Origin of the sequence: Paenibacillus massiliensis subsp. panacisoli DSM 21345, from assembly GCF_000426545.1 — a bacterium.
GTDB classification, from domain to species: Bacteria; Bacillota; Bacilli; order Paenibacillales; family Paenibacillaceae; genus Paenibacillus; species Paenibacillus panacisoli.
Window position 1 is genome coordinate 43,333 of sequence record NZ_AUFO01000012.1, and the last position, 15,325, is coordinate 58,657.

Consider the following 15,325-nt stretch of genomic DNA (forward strand, 5'->3'; position numbering starts at 1 on the left):
TTTTTATTTTTCAAATATACATACCCCCATAGGGTATATGAATGGAGGTGCTCACAAATGGAACGAGATATCGCTCAGTCTGAGGCACATACGACGCTGCATGTTACCGGGATGACCTGTGCGGCTTGTGCCACAAGGATTGAGAAGGGTCTGAACCGTATGGAAGGGGTCAGTAATGCACGCGTGAATCTGGCTACCGAGCAAGTGACCATTGATTACGTAGCGGGACAGACAGGAATTGGCGAGCTGCGTGGCAAGATCGAAGCTTTGGGGTATGGAACGGTGACTGAGCAGGCGGATTTTAATATTACGGGCATGACCTGCGCGGCTTGTGCTACCCGGATTGAGAAGGGGCTGTCGCGCTTGCCTGGAGTAGAGACAGTGAATGTGAATCTTGCGCTCGAAACGGCGCATGTCGAGTATACAGCAGGTGTCCTCGACCGAGCGGGCATCGTAGACAAGGTGCAGCAGCTAGGGTATGGAGCTATCCCGCAAGGGGAAGGACCTGATCTGTTCGAGCAGCGGCAGCGAGAGACAGCACGTAAGCTATGGAAGTGGGTCATCTCCGCCGTACTGTCCTTACCCTTGCTGTGGGCCATGGTGGGCCACTTCAGCTTTACGTCCTGGATGTATGTTCCCGAGCTGTTCATGAATCCCTGGTTCCAGCTGATTCTAGCGACACCTGTCCAGTTCATCATAGGCTGGCAATTCTATGTCGGAGCCTTCAAGGCCCTGCGTAGCGGTAGCGCCAATATGGATGTGCTGGTGGCACTGGGGACCTCGGCGGCTTACTTCTATAGTCTCTACCTGACCTATCAATCCGTTGGTGCACATGCTCATGGACAGGTCGAAATGTATTATGAGACGAGTGCTGTCTTGATCACATTGATATTGGTGGGCAAATGGTTCGAGGCTGTCGCCAAAGGACGCTCCTCCAGCGCTATTCGCAGCCTGATGAACCTGCAGCCGCCTCAGGCACGTGTCTTGCGCGACGGCGAGGAGCTTGAGCTTCCGGTGGAGCAGATTGTCCCCGGAGACTTGCTGCTCGTAAGACCGGGAGAGAAAATTCCGCTTGATGGCACGGTAGAGGAAGGTCGCTCGGCCGTGGATGAATCCATGCTTAGCGGTGAGAGCATTCCAGTCGATAAGCAGGCAGGCGATCCGGTCACGGGAGCGACGGTCAACAAGAACGGCTCGCTGAAGGTGCGAGTGACCCGTACCGGGCAAGATACGGCTCTGGCACAGATCATTAAGGTAGTAGAGCAAGCCCAGAGCTCAAAGGCACCAATTCAGCGTGTTGCCGATGTCATTTCTGGAATTTTCGTACCGATTGTTGTAGGAATCGCCGTATTAACCTTTGTTGTGTGGTATCTGCTGGTAGCCCCGGGTGATCTGTCTGGTGCGCTGGAGAAGGCTATAGCTGTGCTGGTCATTGCTTGTCCTTGTGCACTTGGGCTCGCAACACCTACCTCTATTATGGCAGGCTCCGGACGAGCGGCGGAATATGGCATCCTGTTCAAGGGCGGGGAGCATCTGGAATCGGCTTATCACACCGATGTTGTCGTCTTTGACAAGACGGGGACGATTACACACGGAAAGCCTGAGCTAACAGATACTATGGCTGCGGATGAGGTGGATGCCACGGATTGGTTAAGTCTACTCGCTGCTGCTGAGAAGCATTCCGAGCATCCGCTTGCTGAGGCGATTGTGGCGGGGATTGTGGGACGAGGGATTCAGATCCCTGAGGCAGGGGATTTCGAAGGTATTCCTGGCTACGGCGTCAGAGCTGTCGTAGAAGGCCATGTCGTATATGTGGGCACTCGTAAGCTGATGCAACGGGAGAATGTGTCCATTCCAGGCGCAGCTGCCGACCAAATGAAGGCATTCGAGCGTGCAGGCAAGACCGCGATGCTGGTAGCGATTGACGGTGTCTACGCTGGTCAGGTAGCGGTAGCGGATACGATCAAGAGTACGTCGGCGGAAGCTGTGAAGCGTCTGCAGGCTATGGGCAAAGAGGTCATTATGATTACCGGAGATAATGAGCTGACTGCACGAGCCGTAGCCGTACAAGCAGGTATAGCTAACGTACTGGCAGAGGTACTGCCTGAGGAGAAGGCAGCGGAGGTAGCCAAGCTGCGTGAGCAAGGACGTCGCGTAGCCATGGTAGGTGACGGGATCAATGATGCGCCTGCATTAGCCACGGCGGACATTGGTATCGCCATGGGAACAGGGACAGATGTGGCGATGGAGGCTGCGGATATTACGCTAATGCAAGGCAATCTGAACAGTGTGCCTGATGCGATGGACATGAGCAGGCGTACCATGCGCAATATCAAGCAAAATCTGTTCTGGGCGTTGGCTTACAATGTTATCGGCATTCCTATTGCAGCACTGGGCTTCCTGGCTCCATGGCTGGCTGGGGCTGCGATGGCCTTCAGCTCCGTCTCCGTTGTCCTGAATGCCCTGCGACTGCAACGGGTAAAGCTCTAAGGTGAAAATGCCATCACGGGTTGAAGCTTCGGTGTTATATCTCCAAATCTGGGCACTACCATGCGTCACATATAGAATCTCTAATATTGATGTGTACTACCGCAAGGTGTACTATCGCAAATAAATTTATATCATAATAAGCTCTTCTTAGATATTGATGTCTTGATATGTAGGAGGAGTAGATCATGAATAAAAGAATTACAGATTTCGAAAGTCTGATTAAAAAAGACTATGGCAATATTGCAGGGATCGTGGTGATGCAAGGCGGCGAAAAGGTATACGAAGGTTATTTTGACGGCTATACCGCTGACGATAGCATTCATATTGCCTCGGTGACCAAGAGCATTGTTTCCGCACTGATTGGCATTGCCCTGGATAAAGGCGATATTGAAAGCATAGACCAGAAGGTATTGGATTTTTTTCCTGATTACAAGGTCAAACGCGGTGAAAAAACGATATTGAATGTCACAGTTAAACATATGCTAACCATGACAGCACCGTATAAGTACAAGTCAGAGCCATATACAAAGGTCTATACAAGCGATGATTGGACAAAAGCTGCGCTGGACTTGTTGGGCGGTAAGAGCGGTCTTGGAGAGTTTAAATATTCCACCATCGGTATACAGATTTTGTCAGGGATTATCGCAAATGCAACCGGCCAACCTGTGCTTGATTTCGCCGCGGAAAATCTGTTTGAACCACTTGGAATCAAAGCACCCGATAATGCGATTGTTCACTGCAAAGAAGAGTATTTTTCTTTTCTTAAGGATAGATATGTTCGTGGTTGGGTGGTGGATCCGAAAGGCACGAACACCGCTGGTTGGGGACTAACCTTAACGCCACGGGATATGGCGAAGATCGGTCAGCTATACTTGAATGAAGGATTTTGGAACGGAAAACAACTATTATCCTCAGAATGGATCAAGGACAGTACCAAAGAAAGCAGTCGGTGGGGAGAGCGGCCATACGGTTATTTATGGTGGATTGTTGACAACAAGGGACTTGGTTGTTATGCAGCCTTGGGCGACGGTGGAAATGCGATTTTCGTAAATACTGAGAAGAAAATAGTAATTACTATCGCTTCTCGTTTTATGCCACGCGCGAAAAACAGAATTGAATTGATAGAAGAGCATATTATACCGTTATTTGAGGATAATCAGTTTGTTGTTAGATAAAAAAGATATGTTTTGATTGAGAAGGTGCTGACCACCTCATAGCAAGCCGAAGCTCGTAACATCCCGAATAGGGTTGTACGGGCTGTTTGTTATGGTTTTTTATATTTCGTAAATAACATATCATTTTCTGAAAATAGTTGACATGTTTCGCCTGAAATCTTATATTTTAAATAAAAAATGAAACAAACGTTTGTTTGAATTCGGAGGATGAATCATGCTAAATGCTGTTAAGGCATATATGAAAAAACCACAGACTATGATTGGCATCATCACAGCCATCATGTTTCAGATCATTTTTAGTGTAATCTGGATGACAGCTTATCAAGGTGTTAATGATCGGGCAGATCAATTGCAAGTGGCCCTCGTGGTCGAGGATGAATCCGCGCAAGCTCAGGGGATCGCAGCACAGTTGAGCAGCAATCTGCCTTTCCAGGTGAAGGAAGGCATGACGCTGGAGGATGCTCAGGCACGTCTGGATGCGCGTGAGGTACAGATGGTCATTGATATACCACAAGGCTTTACTTCGCAATTGTCCACACCGGGCGGCCAGGCTGTCATTGGATATACGATTAATGAGGCTAATCCGGTTACGGTGAAGAGCATCATGAGCAACGCGGCGGCCTCCATCACAGCTACTGTGAACTCCCAGGCCTCTACGGCCAGTGTAATGGCTCAATTGGTCGAATCAGGTGCGTCACCAGAGCAAGCCCAGCAGGTAGCTCAGACCTCTGTCCATAAGGTTGGCTCACAGCTTAGCTCGATCCACCCAGTACAGGGAATGAACAATCAGATGGTGCCCATGATGCTTGTCCTTGCTTCTTATGTAGGTGTCATGATTATGGGGCTGAATGTGCAGATGGCTACCGGAATGCTCGGTGCTGCGTTCACCTGGTATGAGAAATTCGGAGCTAGAATCATCATTAACGTGGTTTCTTGCCTCCTGATCGCCTTGATTGGCTCTACGCTGGTCGTCATGCTGGGCGGTCAGGCAGAGCAGGGCTTCCTGAAGCTGTGGATGTTCCAGGCGTTGTTCGTAGGGACGTTCATGTTCTTTGCCCAGCTCTTTCTCATCGTATTCGGTAGTGCAGGTATGCTCTTCAATATTATCGTTCTGTCTTTGCAGCTGGTCTCATCTGGCGCGATGGTACCAAGAGAGCTTCTATCTCCCTTTTATCAAACGATTGGAGAATGGCTTCCTGCCTCTTATGCTGTGCAGGGGATTACAGCCATTCAATTGGGAGGCATGGGAGCTTCAAAGGCTTCATGGATGCTGCTCTTGATATTGCTCATCTCCTTGCTGATCGGATGCACGGCCAGTGCACTGCGTGGAGCCAAGGCAAGAGCAGCTACTGCACCAGCGATGAACTCTTCCGTATAGGACCAGGCTCTGGTTTACAGTGAATTGGCCCCATTGTAATGGGAATAACGTAATGTAAGGGGGTCGTAGGCGGTGCAGATTCCATCTGTGCCGCTTACTTGCGTATTGGTCCATAAAGTAACATAATACGAGGTAAATATTGCTGTAAGGGGAACGCTGTATGTCATCACTACCAGAGCACAGAGAGCAAGATGTCAAAACACGCATATTGTTAACGGCCAAAAGCTGCTTCGCCGAGCAGGGATATGATGGGACAAGTGTTAGACAAATCTGTCAGTTGGCAGGAGTCAATGTGTCCATGATATCCTACCATTTTGGAGGCAAGGAGAAGGTTTATGAGGCCATTTTTGAGTGTTTTCATCATGTGAACCAGCTGAGAGACGTTGACTACGCTGCATACAGTCCAGTCGAGGGTCTCGTGCTCCTCTTGCGCAGCATTATTGAATCGACCATCCGGGACAAGGAAATGAGTGACATCATTCAGCAAGAGATGACAATGCATTCGGAGCGACAGGAGTATATTCTCAAGTATTTGTTGCCGATCTGGAAAAGGGTCAAGCAGGTGCTGGAGCGGGGGCGCGAGCAAGGGGTGTTTAACTACCGTTCTCTGAATCAGGCGCTGCTGCTCGTGCTTCATGCGTCGATCTCCCAGAAGCGGAGAGGACAACTGGAGTCCATTCTTGAGCCGGAGAACTTCTCTCAGGATGAGATTGTGGATCAGACGATAGCTTTTATTCTACAAGGATTGGGAGTGAACCCGCATGAATGATACGATAGCGCTGTTAATGAATCATCGCTCAGTCAGAAAGTTCAAGCCGGAGCCTGTAACCGAGGAGCAGCTGGTGCAGATCGTCGGAGCCGCCCAGATGGCTTCGACCTCCAGTAATGTGCAGGCCTATACAGCCATTGCCGTCACAGATGATGAGCTGAAGAGACAGCTTGCCGAGCTGGCAGGAGGACAGGCCTATGTAGCGGAATGCCCAGTATTTCTGGTGTGGTGTGCAGATTTGTACCGTGTACAGCAAACTGTGGAATGGCATCAGCCTGAGGCTCAGTCGCAGGTATCCTCTACGGAGAACTATGCTGTTGCTACGATTGATGCGGCCTTGGCTGCACAAAATGCGGCCATAGCCGCTGAATCCCTTGGACTTGGAATTGTCTATATCGGTGGCATTCGTACGAATATTGCTCAGGTATCCGAGCTGCTCGGCTTGCCAGAGCTTGTGTATCCAGTCTTCGGCATGTGCATCGGTGTGCCTGACCAAGAGGTCGGCAGCAAACCGCGCTTGCCGCTGTCCGGTGTGCTGCATATGAATGGCTATGATCGCGAGCAGTCCAAGGCAGCTGTGAAGCTGTACGACCAGACGATGGTCCAGTACATTACGGAACGCACAGGTGGGCAGCGGACCGCCTCCTGGTCGGAGAATATGGCCGCAAGACTCATCAAGCCAACACGGCTGGAGCTGAGGGATTATTTGCATAGCAAAGGATTCATGAAGTTCTAGAGCCAACTTGCCCCTAGGCCGATCGAATGCTGTTATGTGAGGCTGCTGCGCCGTGAATCACGGTGCAACAAGCCTGCGCAGCCTTACAGTCCATATCTTACAGCCCATATAACCGACAGGCGTTAGCATGAAGAAGGGCACGGGCCTCCGACTCCTGCATCCCCCGCAGTTTGCTATAGGTGCGTATGACCTCGCTCACCATCCATGGAGAGGTAGTCTGTCCAGCGAATGGACCTTCGAACGGCCAAGGACCGTCTGTCTCGCTCATGACCAGCTGGGGAGGATATTGGAGTGCCAGCGCCTGGATCTCCTCCTCATACACAATATCGGGTGTGAAAGAGATATAGTATCCATTGGCTGCCATTCGTTGAACGGTCGCGACATCTCCCTTGAACCAGTGAAAATGAGCCTGCTGCACCTGATGCTTTTCCAGCAGATCGCAGGCAATCTTCGCATCCTCATACACAGCATGGAGAATGATGGGCTTGCGATAACGGGCGGCGAGCATAATGAATTGCTCTAGCAGCTCAATGTATCCCGTCCGGTCGAACACTTCTCCCTGAGCAGCCTTTTCCTGTGCAAGGTAATAGGGGAGACCGACTTCACCGACAGCAATCATATGGTCCTGGTGCTGCTCGATCCAGTGAAATAGCTCCGCCAGTTCGTCTGCTGTCGGCAGAGCTTGCTCAGGGTGATAGCCGAAGGCTGGTAGCACCTTGCCCGGATATTGCTGTGCCAATGCCAGATTGCTGCGACTGGAGGCGAGATGCATGGACACGGACAGAAGGGCTTGCACGCCTGCAGCTTCCATCTGGCGAATCATGTCTACCTGCTGTTCGGGTAAGTATTGATCCAGGTGAATATGTGTATCAATCAAGCTATACTTGGAGGCTGCTGGACTGTTGCCAGCATGAGTGACTCCAGTGCAGTGCAGGCCAGTGTTAGGCTGCATAGGGGGACGGGATGCTTGTTCACTCATCAGAATCCCCCCTGAGCAAGCTGCACAGATTTCTGTCGTTCCTCTTTCATCGACAGGGTGAGCTCCTGCTTTAGCCGGGTAAACTCCACTTGCTGCATGATCTCCTCCCGGCGTGGTCGGGCAAAGGGGACATCAACGACACGCAGTACCGTAGCAGGACGTGCCGAGAGCACATAGACGCGGTCTGACAGCAGCAATGCTTCCTCAATGCTGTGGGTGATGAACAGGACGGAACGCCGGTGCCGCTCCCATACGTGCAGCAACCAGCTTTGCATGTCACTGCGGGTCATGGCATCCAGCGCGCTAAATGGCTCATCCAGCAGCATCAGCTCCTGTGGACTCAGCAATGCCCGCAGGAACGCGGCCCTCTGCTGCATACCCCCTGACAGCATGTGCGGATAGGCATCCGCGAAGGCTTCCAATCCGATCTCGGCCAGCTGCCGCTTGGCCTCGGCTCGTGACTCAGCTCGCGACTTGGCGCGGTCTTGATTCCGCTGGGCTGGTGCATTATCTTGTCCCATCAGGACATTATCCAGGGTCGTGAGCCATGGGAAAAGCGCAGGCTGCTGGGGCATGTAGCTGATATGTCCACGTTCGCCCGTTACCTCTGCACCATTCATGAAGATCCGACCCTCCTGCGGTGTCATGAGTCCCCCGATCATATGAAATAGCGTGCTTTTACCACTACCGGAAGGTCCTACGATGGATACGAACTGTCCTGGCTCCACCGTCAAGGAGAGGTCCTGTATTACGGGTAGCCATCCACTATGACTGTGGAAGCCGGCGCTAATCCGGTCTACCTGAAGTGCGGCCTGCGGCTGCTCTGTCTTCATATCTCATTCCTCCTCGAACCCTCTCACTTCTTTACTCAATCATCACAATGTAGATGTCATGCCAAGGGTACTTATTGCACATCGCTGGCAATTGACCGTTAGCTAAGACCGCAAGTTATGAATGGAAGGTATTATTTCTTCTGTGGCTGCCAGCGGACTAGCCATTTCTCCAGCAAGATAATGATCAAGAACATAAGCAGACTCAGCATCACAATAATTCCGATGGCTGCGAATACGAGATCAGTACGGTATGCCGCCTTTTGCAACAGCATGTAGTACCCGATTCCCTTGTCTGCGCCGATCCATTCGGCAATAATGGCACCCATAACACTATAAGTGGCGGCGATTTTAATGCCTGAGAATACCGATGGCAGCGCATGGGGGAGCTCTAATCTGGCAAATATCCGCAGCCTTCCGGCCCCTGACATTCGCATGTAATTCATCATGGTGCGATCTGTCTGCATGAATCCGTCCATGGCTGCGACAGCAACCGGGAAGAAGCAGACGAGTGTAATCACCATGAGCTTAGGCAGCAGTCCGAACCCGAACCAGATCATAAGCAACGGGCCGAGCGCAATAATGGGAATATTCTGGCTAAGAATCAGCAAAGGATACAGCGATGTTTTGAAAAATGGAATCATGTGCAGCACAATGGCAATCAGCAATCCGATTGTTGAACCAATGGCGAAGCCCCCGAGCATCAGCTTGACAGTCGCCCAGGTGTGTCCAGCAAGCAGGGCTGACTGAGCTGTCCCTTCGGATATAATCCGAATCGGACTGGGTAACAGCCAAGCCTCAATGTTCAGAAAGGTCGCTGCCGCCTGCCATAGCGCCAAAAAGAAGAGGACCGCCACAAGTGGCGGCCACACGCGCTGTAGCCAAGAGTTCCGTGAAGGTCCCCTACGGCTCATGGACGATATTTCTCAGTTAGTTGATCCATGCTGATCCCCTTCGGATTATGTGCGATCTTGATCTGAGAGATCACACTGGGGCTGCCCGCCTCGATGAGGGCGGTGTGCATATCCTTGACCACCTTCAGTAGCTCGTCGATGTTTCCTTCCATCGTAGTCTCCAGCGGATGAACCTCGTGCTTGACGCCGGATTGCTGGATGACCTCGATAGCACGGTCTACATAAGGGATGGAATCCTCCCCACCGGGAGTCTTGGGAATAACCTGAATGCTAAGCAATGTATCTGCCATGTTAACTCTCACCTTCTTGGTTGAATTTTATTTCTTGAAACAACATTAGCCTGTCCTGATGTTGACTATACACTAGTGTGTGTCGTTATTGGTCGCCTTGAATGACGAAATATACGCTGCATTCGTCATTGCGGCAGGAAGTCATTCGTGAATGCTTTGTCTACCTCAAGCTCCTTATCCAGTAGCTTGCGTTCGAACATCCAATCGGCATAGCCCTGCCATACTTCCTGTTTCTGCAAGCCCCATTGTGATGCGTCATCCTGATAGCGGGGGCTCAGCCATGTTTGAGAGGCGCGAACAAGCTCAGGATTCAGCTCTGGCACAGCCTGGATCAAGAGGTCTGCTGCCTCCTCAGGATGCTCAATCGTATACTGGTAGCCCTTGGCTGTAGCTCTCATGAAGGCCTTTACGAGCTCGGGATCATTCTGGATTGTCTGTTCATTGGTCACAATGACTGGTGTGTAGTAGTCGAGCTTGTCTGAGTAGTCCTTGACATATAGCATATCAAGCGGCTCGCCCCGTAGCTCTGCCTCAATTCCTGTCCAAGCGTAGAAAATCCATGCAAAATCAATATCTCGTTTGACTGCGGTGAAGAAGTCTGCACTTCCCATGTTCACCATTTTCACCTTGCTAACATCGGCCTGCTCAGTCTCCATAATGGATTTCATCACTGCTTCTTCAACGGGGGAGCCCCATCCGCCATAGCTTTTTCCCTCAAAGTCCTTGGGGGAATGGATATTGCGATCCACCGGAGCGGCGAAGCCTGACGTATTATGCTGAATAACCGCGGCAATGGAGACGAGTGGTACATCCTGTGTACGAGCTTGAGTCACACTTTCCTGATAGCTGATGCCAAAAGGAACGGCGTTGGAAGCGACCATCTGATCGGCTCCGCCAGAGCCTGGCTGCACAATCTCTACTTTCAGCCCCTCTTGCTCATAATAACCTTCTTGCTGGGCTACGTATAATCCTGTGTGGTTCGTATTCGGCGTCCAGTCGAGTACGACCTTAATGTCCTTCAATTCCGGAGTGGAGTCCGAGGCTCCTTGACTGGAGGATTCCCCAGATTCGCCAGCCGGTGGCGTAGGTGCTGCAGCTCCACAAGCGCTCAGCAAGAGCATAAGGGCCAGTAGGAGAGCTGTACCTGTCCATTTGACAGACATCCGACGTTGATGAACTATTCGAGTGCTGTGAGAAGAGTCCATCCCCAAAGAGCCTGAAGAGCTTGAATTGCTTGAAGAACCAGTAGATCTTGTAGTGCTTCGTAATTGTGTCATGTAGATCATCTCTCCTTTTTTCTTTACCCATAGGTTAAGCATAGTATTCTTCAACGATGGGTACTCTATGGGACTAGCAGCTCCTAATTTGGAGTGAATCTGTACATCTGCCGAGCGAACACAAAAAAACGCCCCGGACCGGGACGTATGCGATGAATAAGGAGCATGGCCATCGAACGGGATGGACATGGACTAAGGCTTCCTACGCTGGCATTATCCAGATCAGGTTAAAGGGTCAGTGTCATTTGCGGGACACAATCTCAGCCGGCCGATTCCAGCACCCCTGACAGGGTTATGAATTTTTTGTGCTACAGCCAGCATATGTAGATATGTGTCTGCACAGGTGTAATTATAGGCCTTTCCACTCCAGCTGTCCATAGTGGGATATTGTTGCTGTGCGCAGAAGATATGCTGCCTAGAGGCTTTCTCTATACAGCGGTGACGTCGGTCTCAGTTCAAGGGCTCCGGTTCAGGATTCGGTTCAAGGCAGAACGGACAGGGTACAAGTAAGTGATGCATCATTTCGAACAAATGTTGTGAATAATACCAACAAAAAGGAGCGGATGATCATGGGTACAGCAACAAAAAATCGTGAACAACTGGAGCAGAGCATCATCAAGGCTCTGGAGCAAAATCCTTATTGCTCGCTGGGTACTGTCGAAGGCGGCAAGCCAAAGGTGCGCTACATGGCCCTTTTCAATAATGGTCTCAATATTCATCTGGCTACGAGTCGCAAGACACATAAAGTGGAAGAGCTCAAGGACAATCCGAATGTGTATTTGCTGCTTGGTTATGAAGCAGGAGGAACTAAGGAAGTTGTTGAGGTAGAGGGGACCTGTGAGATTACGAAGCAGGAGTCGCTGCGTCATGAGCTGTGGAACGATGAGCTGAAGCAGTGGTTCTCAGGCCCGGATGACCCAGATTATGTGATTCTGGATATTACACCTGCTCGTATTGAGTACACAGGTCAGGGTATGGAGCGTCAGGTCTGGGAGAAGTAAGGCATTGAGGCTGTCATTAAGGCCGTCAGGAATTCTCATGGCGGTCTTACTCTCTAACGGTTGCCGTCCCAATCCTCTTTATCAAGTTCATAATCAATGAGAGATTCTATTTCTCCTCTATAGTTTCCTCACCCAGGTGTGGTACTAGAGCGCTAAATCCATCGCGAGGCCTTTAAAAGGAAGACTATTTTCATTTGCGAATTTTCTTTATTACGTACACAGACACATAGCCAAGTGCTATTACTCCTGTGCTAAGTAGAGCGACGATAAAACCATATATAGTTGCTTTCTTGGAAACTATCTCAATAATGCGCTGGAAGTTAAATCCACATTTTTGTATTACCTGTTCGACGGAACGTTATAAAGTAGAGCAACAGCAATAAGCACCGCAACGTTCGTATGCTCAAATAAATAATTGATCATCCCTTGTGAGGCCTTTACCTCTATGGTCCTTAGAGATGGCATACATGATTTCTCGATTTGGCGCTGGTAATTCCTCCTTAATTCCTGAACAACACCAACCGATAAATTCCCCGGTCTCTTTCAAGATAATTCCTAATCGTAGACGTAGCTCACCAATGTCTTTGCTTTGCGATACAGCATCAAAGAACTGTTTGTTGTCTAATGATATCCTTACATTCAATCTCAAAATTAGTATCTGGGGAGTGGGCACGTAGATTAACCTTCATAATATATCTCCCTTTAACAGCTGTGTTATTGTCAATCTGCCATCTATAGATTATTTGGCTTATTTGGCATACCACTCACCTATTTTGATTTGTGCAGGCTGATCCAGCCTCTCTAGTATATTGAATCATATAACATAAATAATGCCAATTAATGTCCACATGGAATCGTGAAGCCTAAGCTACTATCTTCTCCCATTCCTTGGATTCTCCGTGCTTGTTCCCCGCGTTCACATGTCAATTATTGTAAAAATAACGTTAACGTAATGTTTACATATCTCTATTCAATTGACCCAAGTTAGATTAAAATGTTCAGTGAATCGTGCATTTGGATTCGGTTACATACATAATTGTACGGGAGGGGTTATATTTTGAGTTCGCGAAAAAGTCTGTACAAGGGATTAGCTGCGGTCTTGCTGGTAGCGAATGTCTGGGTACTGCCCAGCTGGTCTGCATCGGCGGCGGAAGGTAATGCTACGGTCAAACTACGTATTATGGAAACAACCGATCTACATGTCAATATGGTTAACTATGATTATTACGCGGATAAGGCCACAGATGAGTATGGTTTTGCCAAGACAGCCAGTCTAATCAAGGCGGCTCGTGAAGAGGCACCGAATAGCCTGCTGTTCGATAACGGGGATCTCATTCAGGGCAATCCGCTGGGCGACTATGTAGCCAAGGTAGACCCGCTGAAGCAGGGGGAGATTCACCCGGTATACAAGGCCATGAATCTGCTGGATTATGACGCCGGCAACCTGGGAAATCATGAATTTAACTATGGTCTAGACTTCTTGAAGCAAACGCTTGAGGGAGCTGATTTTCCATATGTGAACAGCAACGTGTATTATGCAGAGGATCAGGAGAAGAATTACTTCACACCTTATGTGATTCTGGACAAGACAGTCAAGGATGAAGCAGGCAAGGAGCATACCGTCAAGGTAGGTGTGATCGGATTCGTACCGCCACAGATCAATCAGTGGGATGAGAAGCATCTGACTGACAAGGTAATTGCCAAGGATATGGTGGAGACGGCACAGAAATTCATCCCGAAGATGAAGGAGGAGGGCGCCGACATTATCGTGGCGATCCCGCACTCTGGCTTCGAGGATATTCCACAGACGCCACTGATGGAAAATTCCGTGCTCTATTTGAGCAAGGTAGAGGGGATTAACGCAATCCTGTTCGGACATGCTCACAAGGTATTCCCAAGTGCAGACTTCAAGGACAAGCCAGGCGTAGACCTGGAGAAGGGCACGATTAATGGTGTTCCATCCGTTGAGCCTGGGTACTGGGGAGATCACCTCGGAATCATTGATCTGGAGCTGACTCTGACGGGCGGCGAATGGACAGTGAGTGACTCGTCCACGGAAGTACGCGCCATCTATGACAAAGCCAACAAGAAACCATTGGTAGAAGCAGATCAAGATGTACTGGATGCCGTGTATCATGAGCATGAAGAGACATTGGAGTATGTACGTGGGCCTGTTGGAACGACAACAGCCCCAATCAATAGCTTCTTCGCTCTGGTACAGGATGATCCATCCATCCAGATTGTGACGAATGCACAGAAGTGGTATATCGAGCAGCACCTGCAGGGAACCGAATATGAGGGCTTGCCTGTCCTCTCTGCTGGAGCGCCATTCAAGGCGGGAGGACGCTCGGGAGCATCGTATTACACGAACATCCCGGCTGGTACTATTGCGATTAAGAACGTAGCTGACCTTTATGTCTATCCGAATACAGTATATGCGGTGAAGATCACAGGGGCTGAAGTAAAGGAATGGCTGGAGTGGTCCGCTGGGCAATTCAACCAGATTGATCCGCTGAAGACCGATGAGCAGCAACTGATTAATGGTGACTTCCCAACTTATAATTTTGATGTGATCGATGGAGTTAACTACCAGATTGATGTCACACAGCCTGCGAAGTACGATGCCAAGGGTACAGTGTTAAATCCATCAGCTAGCCGGATCAAGGATCTGAGCTATGATGGCAAGCCGATTGATCCGAAGCAGGAGTTCATCGTAGCTACCAATAACTATCGCGCTTCCTCCTCCAAGCTGGCGAATCCGGATGGCAAGCGCATCGTAATCGCATCACCAGACGAGAACCGTCAGGTAATTATCGACTATATTCGTGATAACGGGACGATTAACCCGACGGCGGACAATAACTGGTCGCTTGCTCCGTTTGGCGATGCCAAGGTTACCTTTGTATCCTCGCCGAGTGCTCAGAGCTTGACGGCTTCCAGTACAACGATGTCCTTCGCAGGCACGCAAGAGGATGGCTTTGCGAAGTACACACTGAAATCTTCAGTATCAAGTAGTGCAAAGCCAACAGTCACTGAAGAGCCGACAGCACCTGCTGCGAAGCCGACGACGGCTTCCAAGGACTCGAAGCCAGCGGCCGCTGACAAGCCAACAGCTGTACCTACTACACCTGCAGCATCCGCGAAGCCGGGTAGCTATATTGTGAAGAAGGGTGACAACCTGTACCGGATCGGCCTGGAGTATAGCGTGAGCTGGCAGGAGCTGGCGAAGCTGAATAATATCAAAAATGTGTATCAGTTGCAGGTAGGGCAAGAAATCGTATTGCCTAAGTAAGCTGCTGTTATTACAATCGGCCTGGTGACAGTCACCTGTGGTGCTGAAGTTGGTCAACTCATACAGGCAAGCTTTGTGGCTCCTTCAAGAGCACAGGGCTTGTCTGTATTTGGTTTAGATTGGTTTAAAAAGGTTTCGGATACATGTGGATTGTTTATGTAGAAGTATGTCGATAAATTTTAAGTTATGCATAT

At 49.9% G+C, this 15,325-nt stretch carries 12 protein-coding genes, 1 pseudogene and 1 riboswitch; of the genes and pseudogenes, 7 read left to right on the forward strand and 6 right to left on the reverse strand.

Features of this window, described 5'->3' with window-relative positions:
- The first annotated feature begins 57 nt into the window (after nucleotides 1–57).
- The 5 genes from K331_RS0111730 (at nucleotide 58) to nfsA (ending at nucleotide 6,548) form a co-directional block, all read left to right on the forward strand.
- Nucleotides 58–2,490, forward strand: coding sequence for a heavy metal translocating P-type ATPase (locus K331_RS0111730; RefSeq protein WP_028590428.1), 2,433 nt, complete (start codon nucleotides 58–60; stop codon nucleotides 2,488–2,490).
- Between the two features lie 185 nt (nucleotides 2,491–2,675).
- On the forward strand, nucleotides 2,676–3,665 hold the full coding sequence (locus K331_RS0111735) for a serine hydrolase domain-containing protein (RefSeq protein WP_028590429.1): 990 nt from the start codon (nucleotides 2,676–2,678) through the stop codon (nucleotides 3,663–3,665).
- A 214-nt stretch (nucleotides 3,666–3,879) separates the two neighbouring features.
- Nucleotides 3,880–5,043, forward strand: a complete 1,164-nt coding sequence (locus K331_RS0111740) for a YhgE/Pip domain-containing protein (protein WP_028590430.1) — start codon at nucleotides 3,880–3,882, stop codon at nucleotides 5,041–5,043.
- Nucleotides 5,044–5,203: 160 nt separating this feature from the next.
- The gene (locus K331_RS29400) at nucleotides 5,204–5,812 is read left to right on the forward strand and encodes a TetR/AcrR family transcriptional regulator (RefSeq protein ID WP_036634775.1); all 609 of its coding nucleotides are present in this window, start codon (nucleotides 5,204–5,206) and stop codon (nucleotides 5,810–5,812) included.
- On the forward strand, nucleotides 5,805–6,548 hold the full coding sequence (gene nfsA / locus K331_RS0111750) for an oxygen-insensitive NADPH nitroreductase (protein WP_028590431.1): 744 nt from the start codon (nucleotides 5,805–5,807) through the stop codon (nucleotides 6,546–6,548). Before K331_RS29400 ends, nfsA begins: the two co-directional genes overlap by 8 nt.
- Nucleotides 6,549–6,645: 97 nt before the next feature.
- Here nfsA and K331_RS0111755 read toward each other — a convergent pair whose 3' ends face one another.
- The 5 genes from K331_RS0111755 to K331_RS0111775 all read right to left on the reverse strand — a co-directional run bounded on the left by K331_RS0111755 (nucleotide 6,646) and on the right by K331_RS0111775 (nucleotide 10,724).
- Nucleotides 6,646–7,527: a TatD family hydrolase gene (locus K331_RS0111755; protein ID WP_028590432.1), complete on the reverse strand. Its 882-nt coding sequence runs from the start codon at nucleotides 7,525–7,527 to the stop codon at nucleotides 6,646–6,648.
- A complete protein-coding gene (locus K331_RS0111760; RefSeq protein ID WP_028590433.1) occupies nucleotides 7,527–8,360 on the reverse strand; it encodes an ABC transporter ATP-binding protein in 834 nt (277 codons plus the stop codon). Before K331_RS0111760 ends, K331_RS0111755 begins: the two co-directional genes overlap by 1 nt.
- A 131-nt stretch (nucleotides 8,361–8,491) precedes the next feature.
- Complete coding sequence (locus K331_RS0111765; protein WP_028590434.1) at nucleotides 8,492–9,271, reverse strand: ABC transporter permease; 780 nt, start codon at nucleotides 9,269–9,271, stop codon at nucleotides 8,492–8,494.
- Nucleotides 9,268–9,561: an MTH1187 family thiamine-binding protein gene (locus K331_RS0111770; protein WP_028590435.1), complete on the reverse strand. Its 294-nt coding sequence runs from the start codon at nucleotides 9,559–9,561 to the stop codon at nucleotides 9,268–9,270. The genes K331_RS0111765 and K331_RS0111770 overlap by 4 nt, the downstream gene beginning before the upstream one ends.
- Before the next feature lie 125 nt (nucleotides 9,562–9,686).
- Nucleotides 9,687–10,724, reverse strand: coding sequence for an ABC transporter substrate-binding protein (locus tag K331_RS0111775; RefSeq protein ID WP_028590436.1), 1,038 nt, complete (start codon nucleotides 10,722–10,724; stop codon nucleotides 9,687–9,689).
- Nucleotides 10,725–11,020: 296 nt separating this feature from the next.
- A riboswitch (TPP riboswitch) is annotated at nucleotides 11,021–11,133 on the reverse strand.
- Nucleotides 11,134–11,407: 274 nt separating this feature from the next.
- On the opposite strand from K331_RS0111775, the gene K331_RS0111780 reads away from it, so the two are divergent.
- Entirely contained in the window at nucleotides 11,408–11,839 is a 432-nt protein-coding gene (locus tag K331_RS0111780) for a pyridoxamine 5'-phosphate oxidase family protein (protein ID WP_028590437.1), read from the forward strand.
- Nucleotides 11,840–12,029: 190 nt separating this feature from the next.
- Here the strand turns inward: K331_RS0111780 and K331_RS32670 are convergent.
- Nucleotides 12,030–12,458: pseudogene (locus tag K331_RS32670) on the reverse strand (GNAT family N-acetyltransferase); the annotation flags it as partial.
- Nucleotides 12,459–12,896: 438 nt separating this feature from the next.
- On the opposite strand from K331_RS32670, the gene K331_RS0111790 reads away from it, so the two are divergent.
- On the forward strand, nucleotides 12,897–15,131 hold the full coding sequence (locus tag K331_RS0111790; protein WP_036634777.1) for a bifunctional 2',3'-cyclic-nucleotide 2'-phosphodiesterase/3'-nucleotidase: 2,235 nt from the start codon (nucleotides 12,897–12,899) through the stop codon (nucleotides 15,129–15,131).
- Nucleotides 15,132–15,325 lie beyond the last annotated feature (194 nt).

What these genes read in the sequence shown, in the direction of transcription:
- K331_RS0111730 (WP_028590428.1), top strand. Translation starts at nt 58, where the DNA reads ATGGAACGAGATATCGCTCAGTCTGAGGCACATACGACGCTGCATGTT.
- nfsA (WP_028590431.1), top strand. Translation starts at nt 5,805, where the DNA reads ATGAATGATACGATAGCGCTGTTAATGAATCATCGCTCAGTCAGAAAG.
- K331_RS0111740 (WP_028590430.1), top strand. Translation starts at nt 3,880, where the DNA reads ATGCTAAATGCTGTTAAGGCATATATGAAAAAACCACAGACTATGATT.
- K331_RS0111755 (WP_028590432.1), bottom strand. Translation starts at nt 7,527, where the DNA reads ATGAGTGAACAAGCATCCCGTCCCCCTATGCAGCCTAACACTGGCCTG.
- K331_RS0111735 (WP_028590429.1), top strand. Translation starts at nt 2,676, where the DNA reads ATGAATAAAAGAATTACAGATTTCGAAAGTCTGATTAAAAAAGACTAT.
- K331_RS0111775 (WP_028590436.1), bottom strand. Translation starts at nt 10,724, where the DNA reads ATGTCTGTCAAATGGACAGGTACAGCTCTCCTACTGGCCCTTATGCTC.
- K331_RS0111780 (WP_028590437.1), top strand. Translation starts at nt 11,408, where the DNA reads ATGGGTACAGCAACAAAAAATCGTGAACAACTGGAGCAGAGCATCATC.
- K331_RS0111760 (WP_028590433.1), bottom strand. Translation starts at nt 8,360, where the DNA reads ATGAAGACAGAGCAGCCGCAGGCCGCACTTCAGGTAGACCGGATTAGC.
- K331_RS0111770 (WP_028590435.1), bottom strand. Translation starts at nt 9,561, where the DNA reads ATGGCAGATACATTGCTTAGCATTCAGGTTATTCCCAAGACTCCCGGT.
- K331_RS29400 (WP_036634775.1), top strand. Translation starts at nt 5,204, where the DNA reads ATGTCATCACTACCAGAGCACAGAGAGCAAGATGTCAAAACACGCATA.
- K331_RS0111765 (WP_028590434.1), bottom strand. Translation starts at nt 9,271, where the DNA reads ATGAGCCGTAGGGGACCTTCACGGAACTCTTGGCTACAGCGCGTGTGG.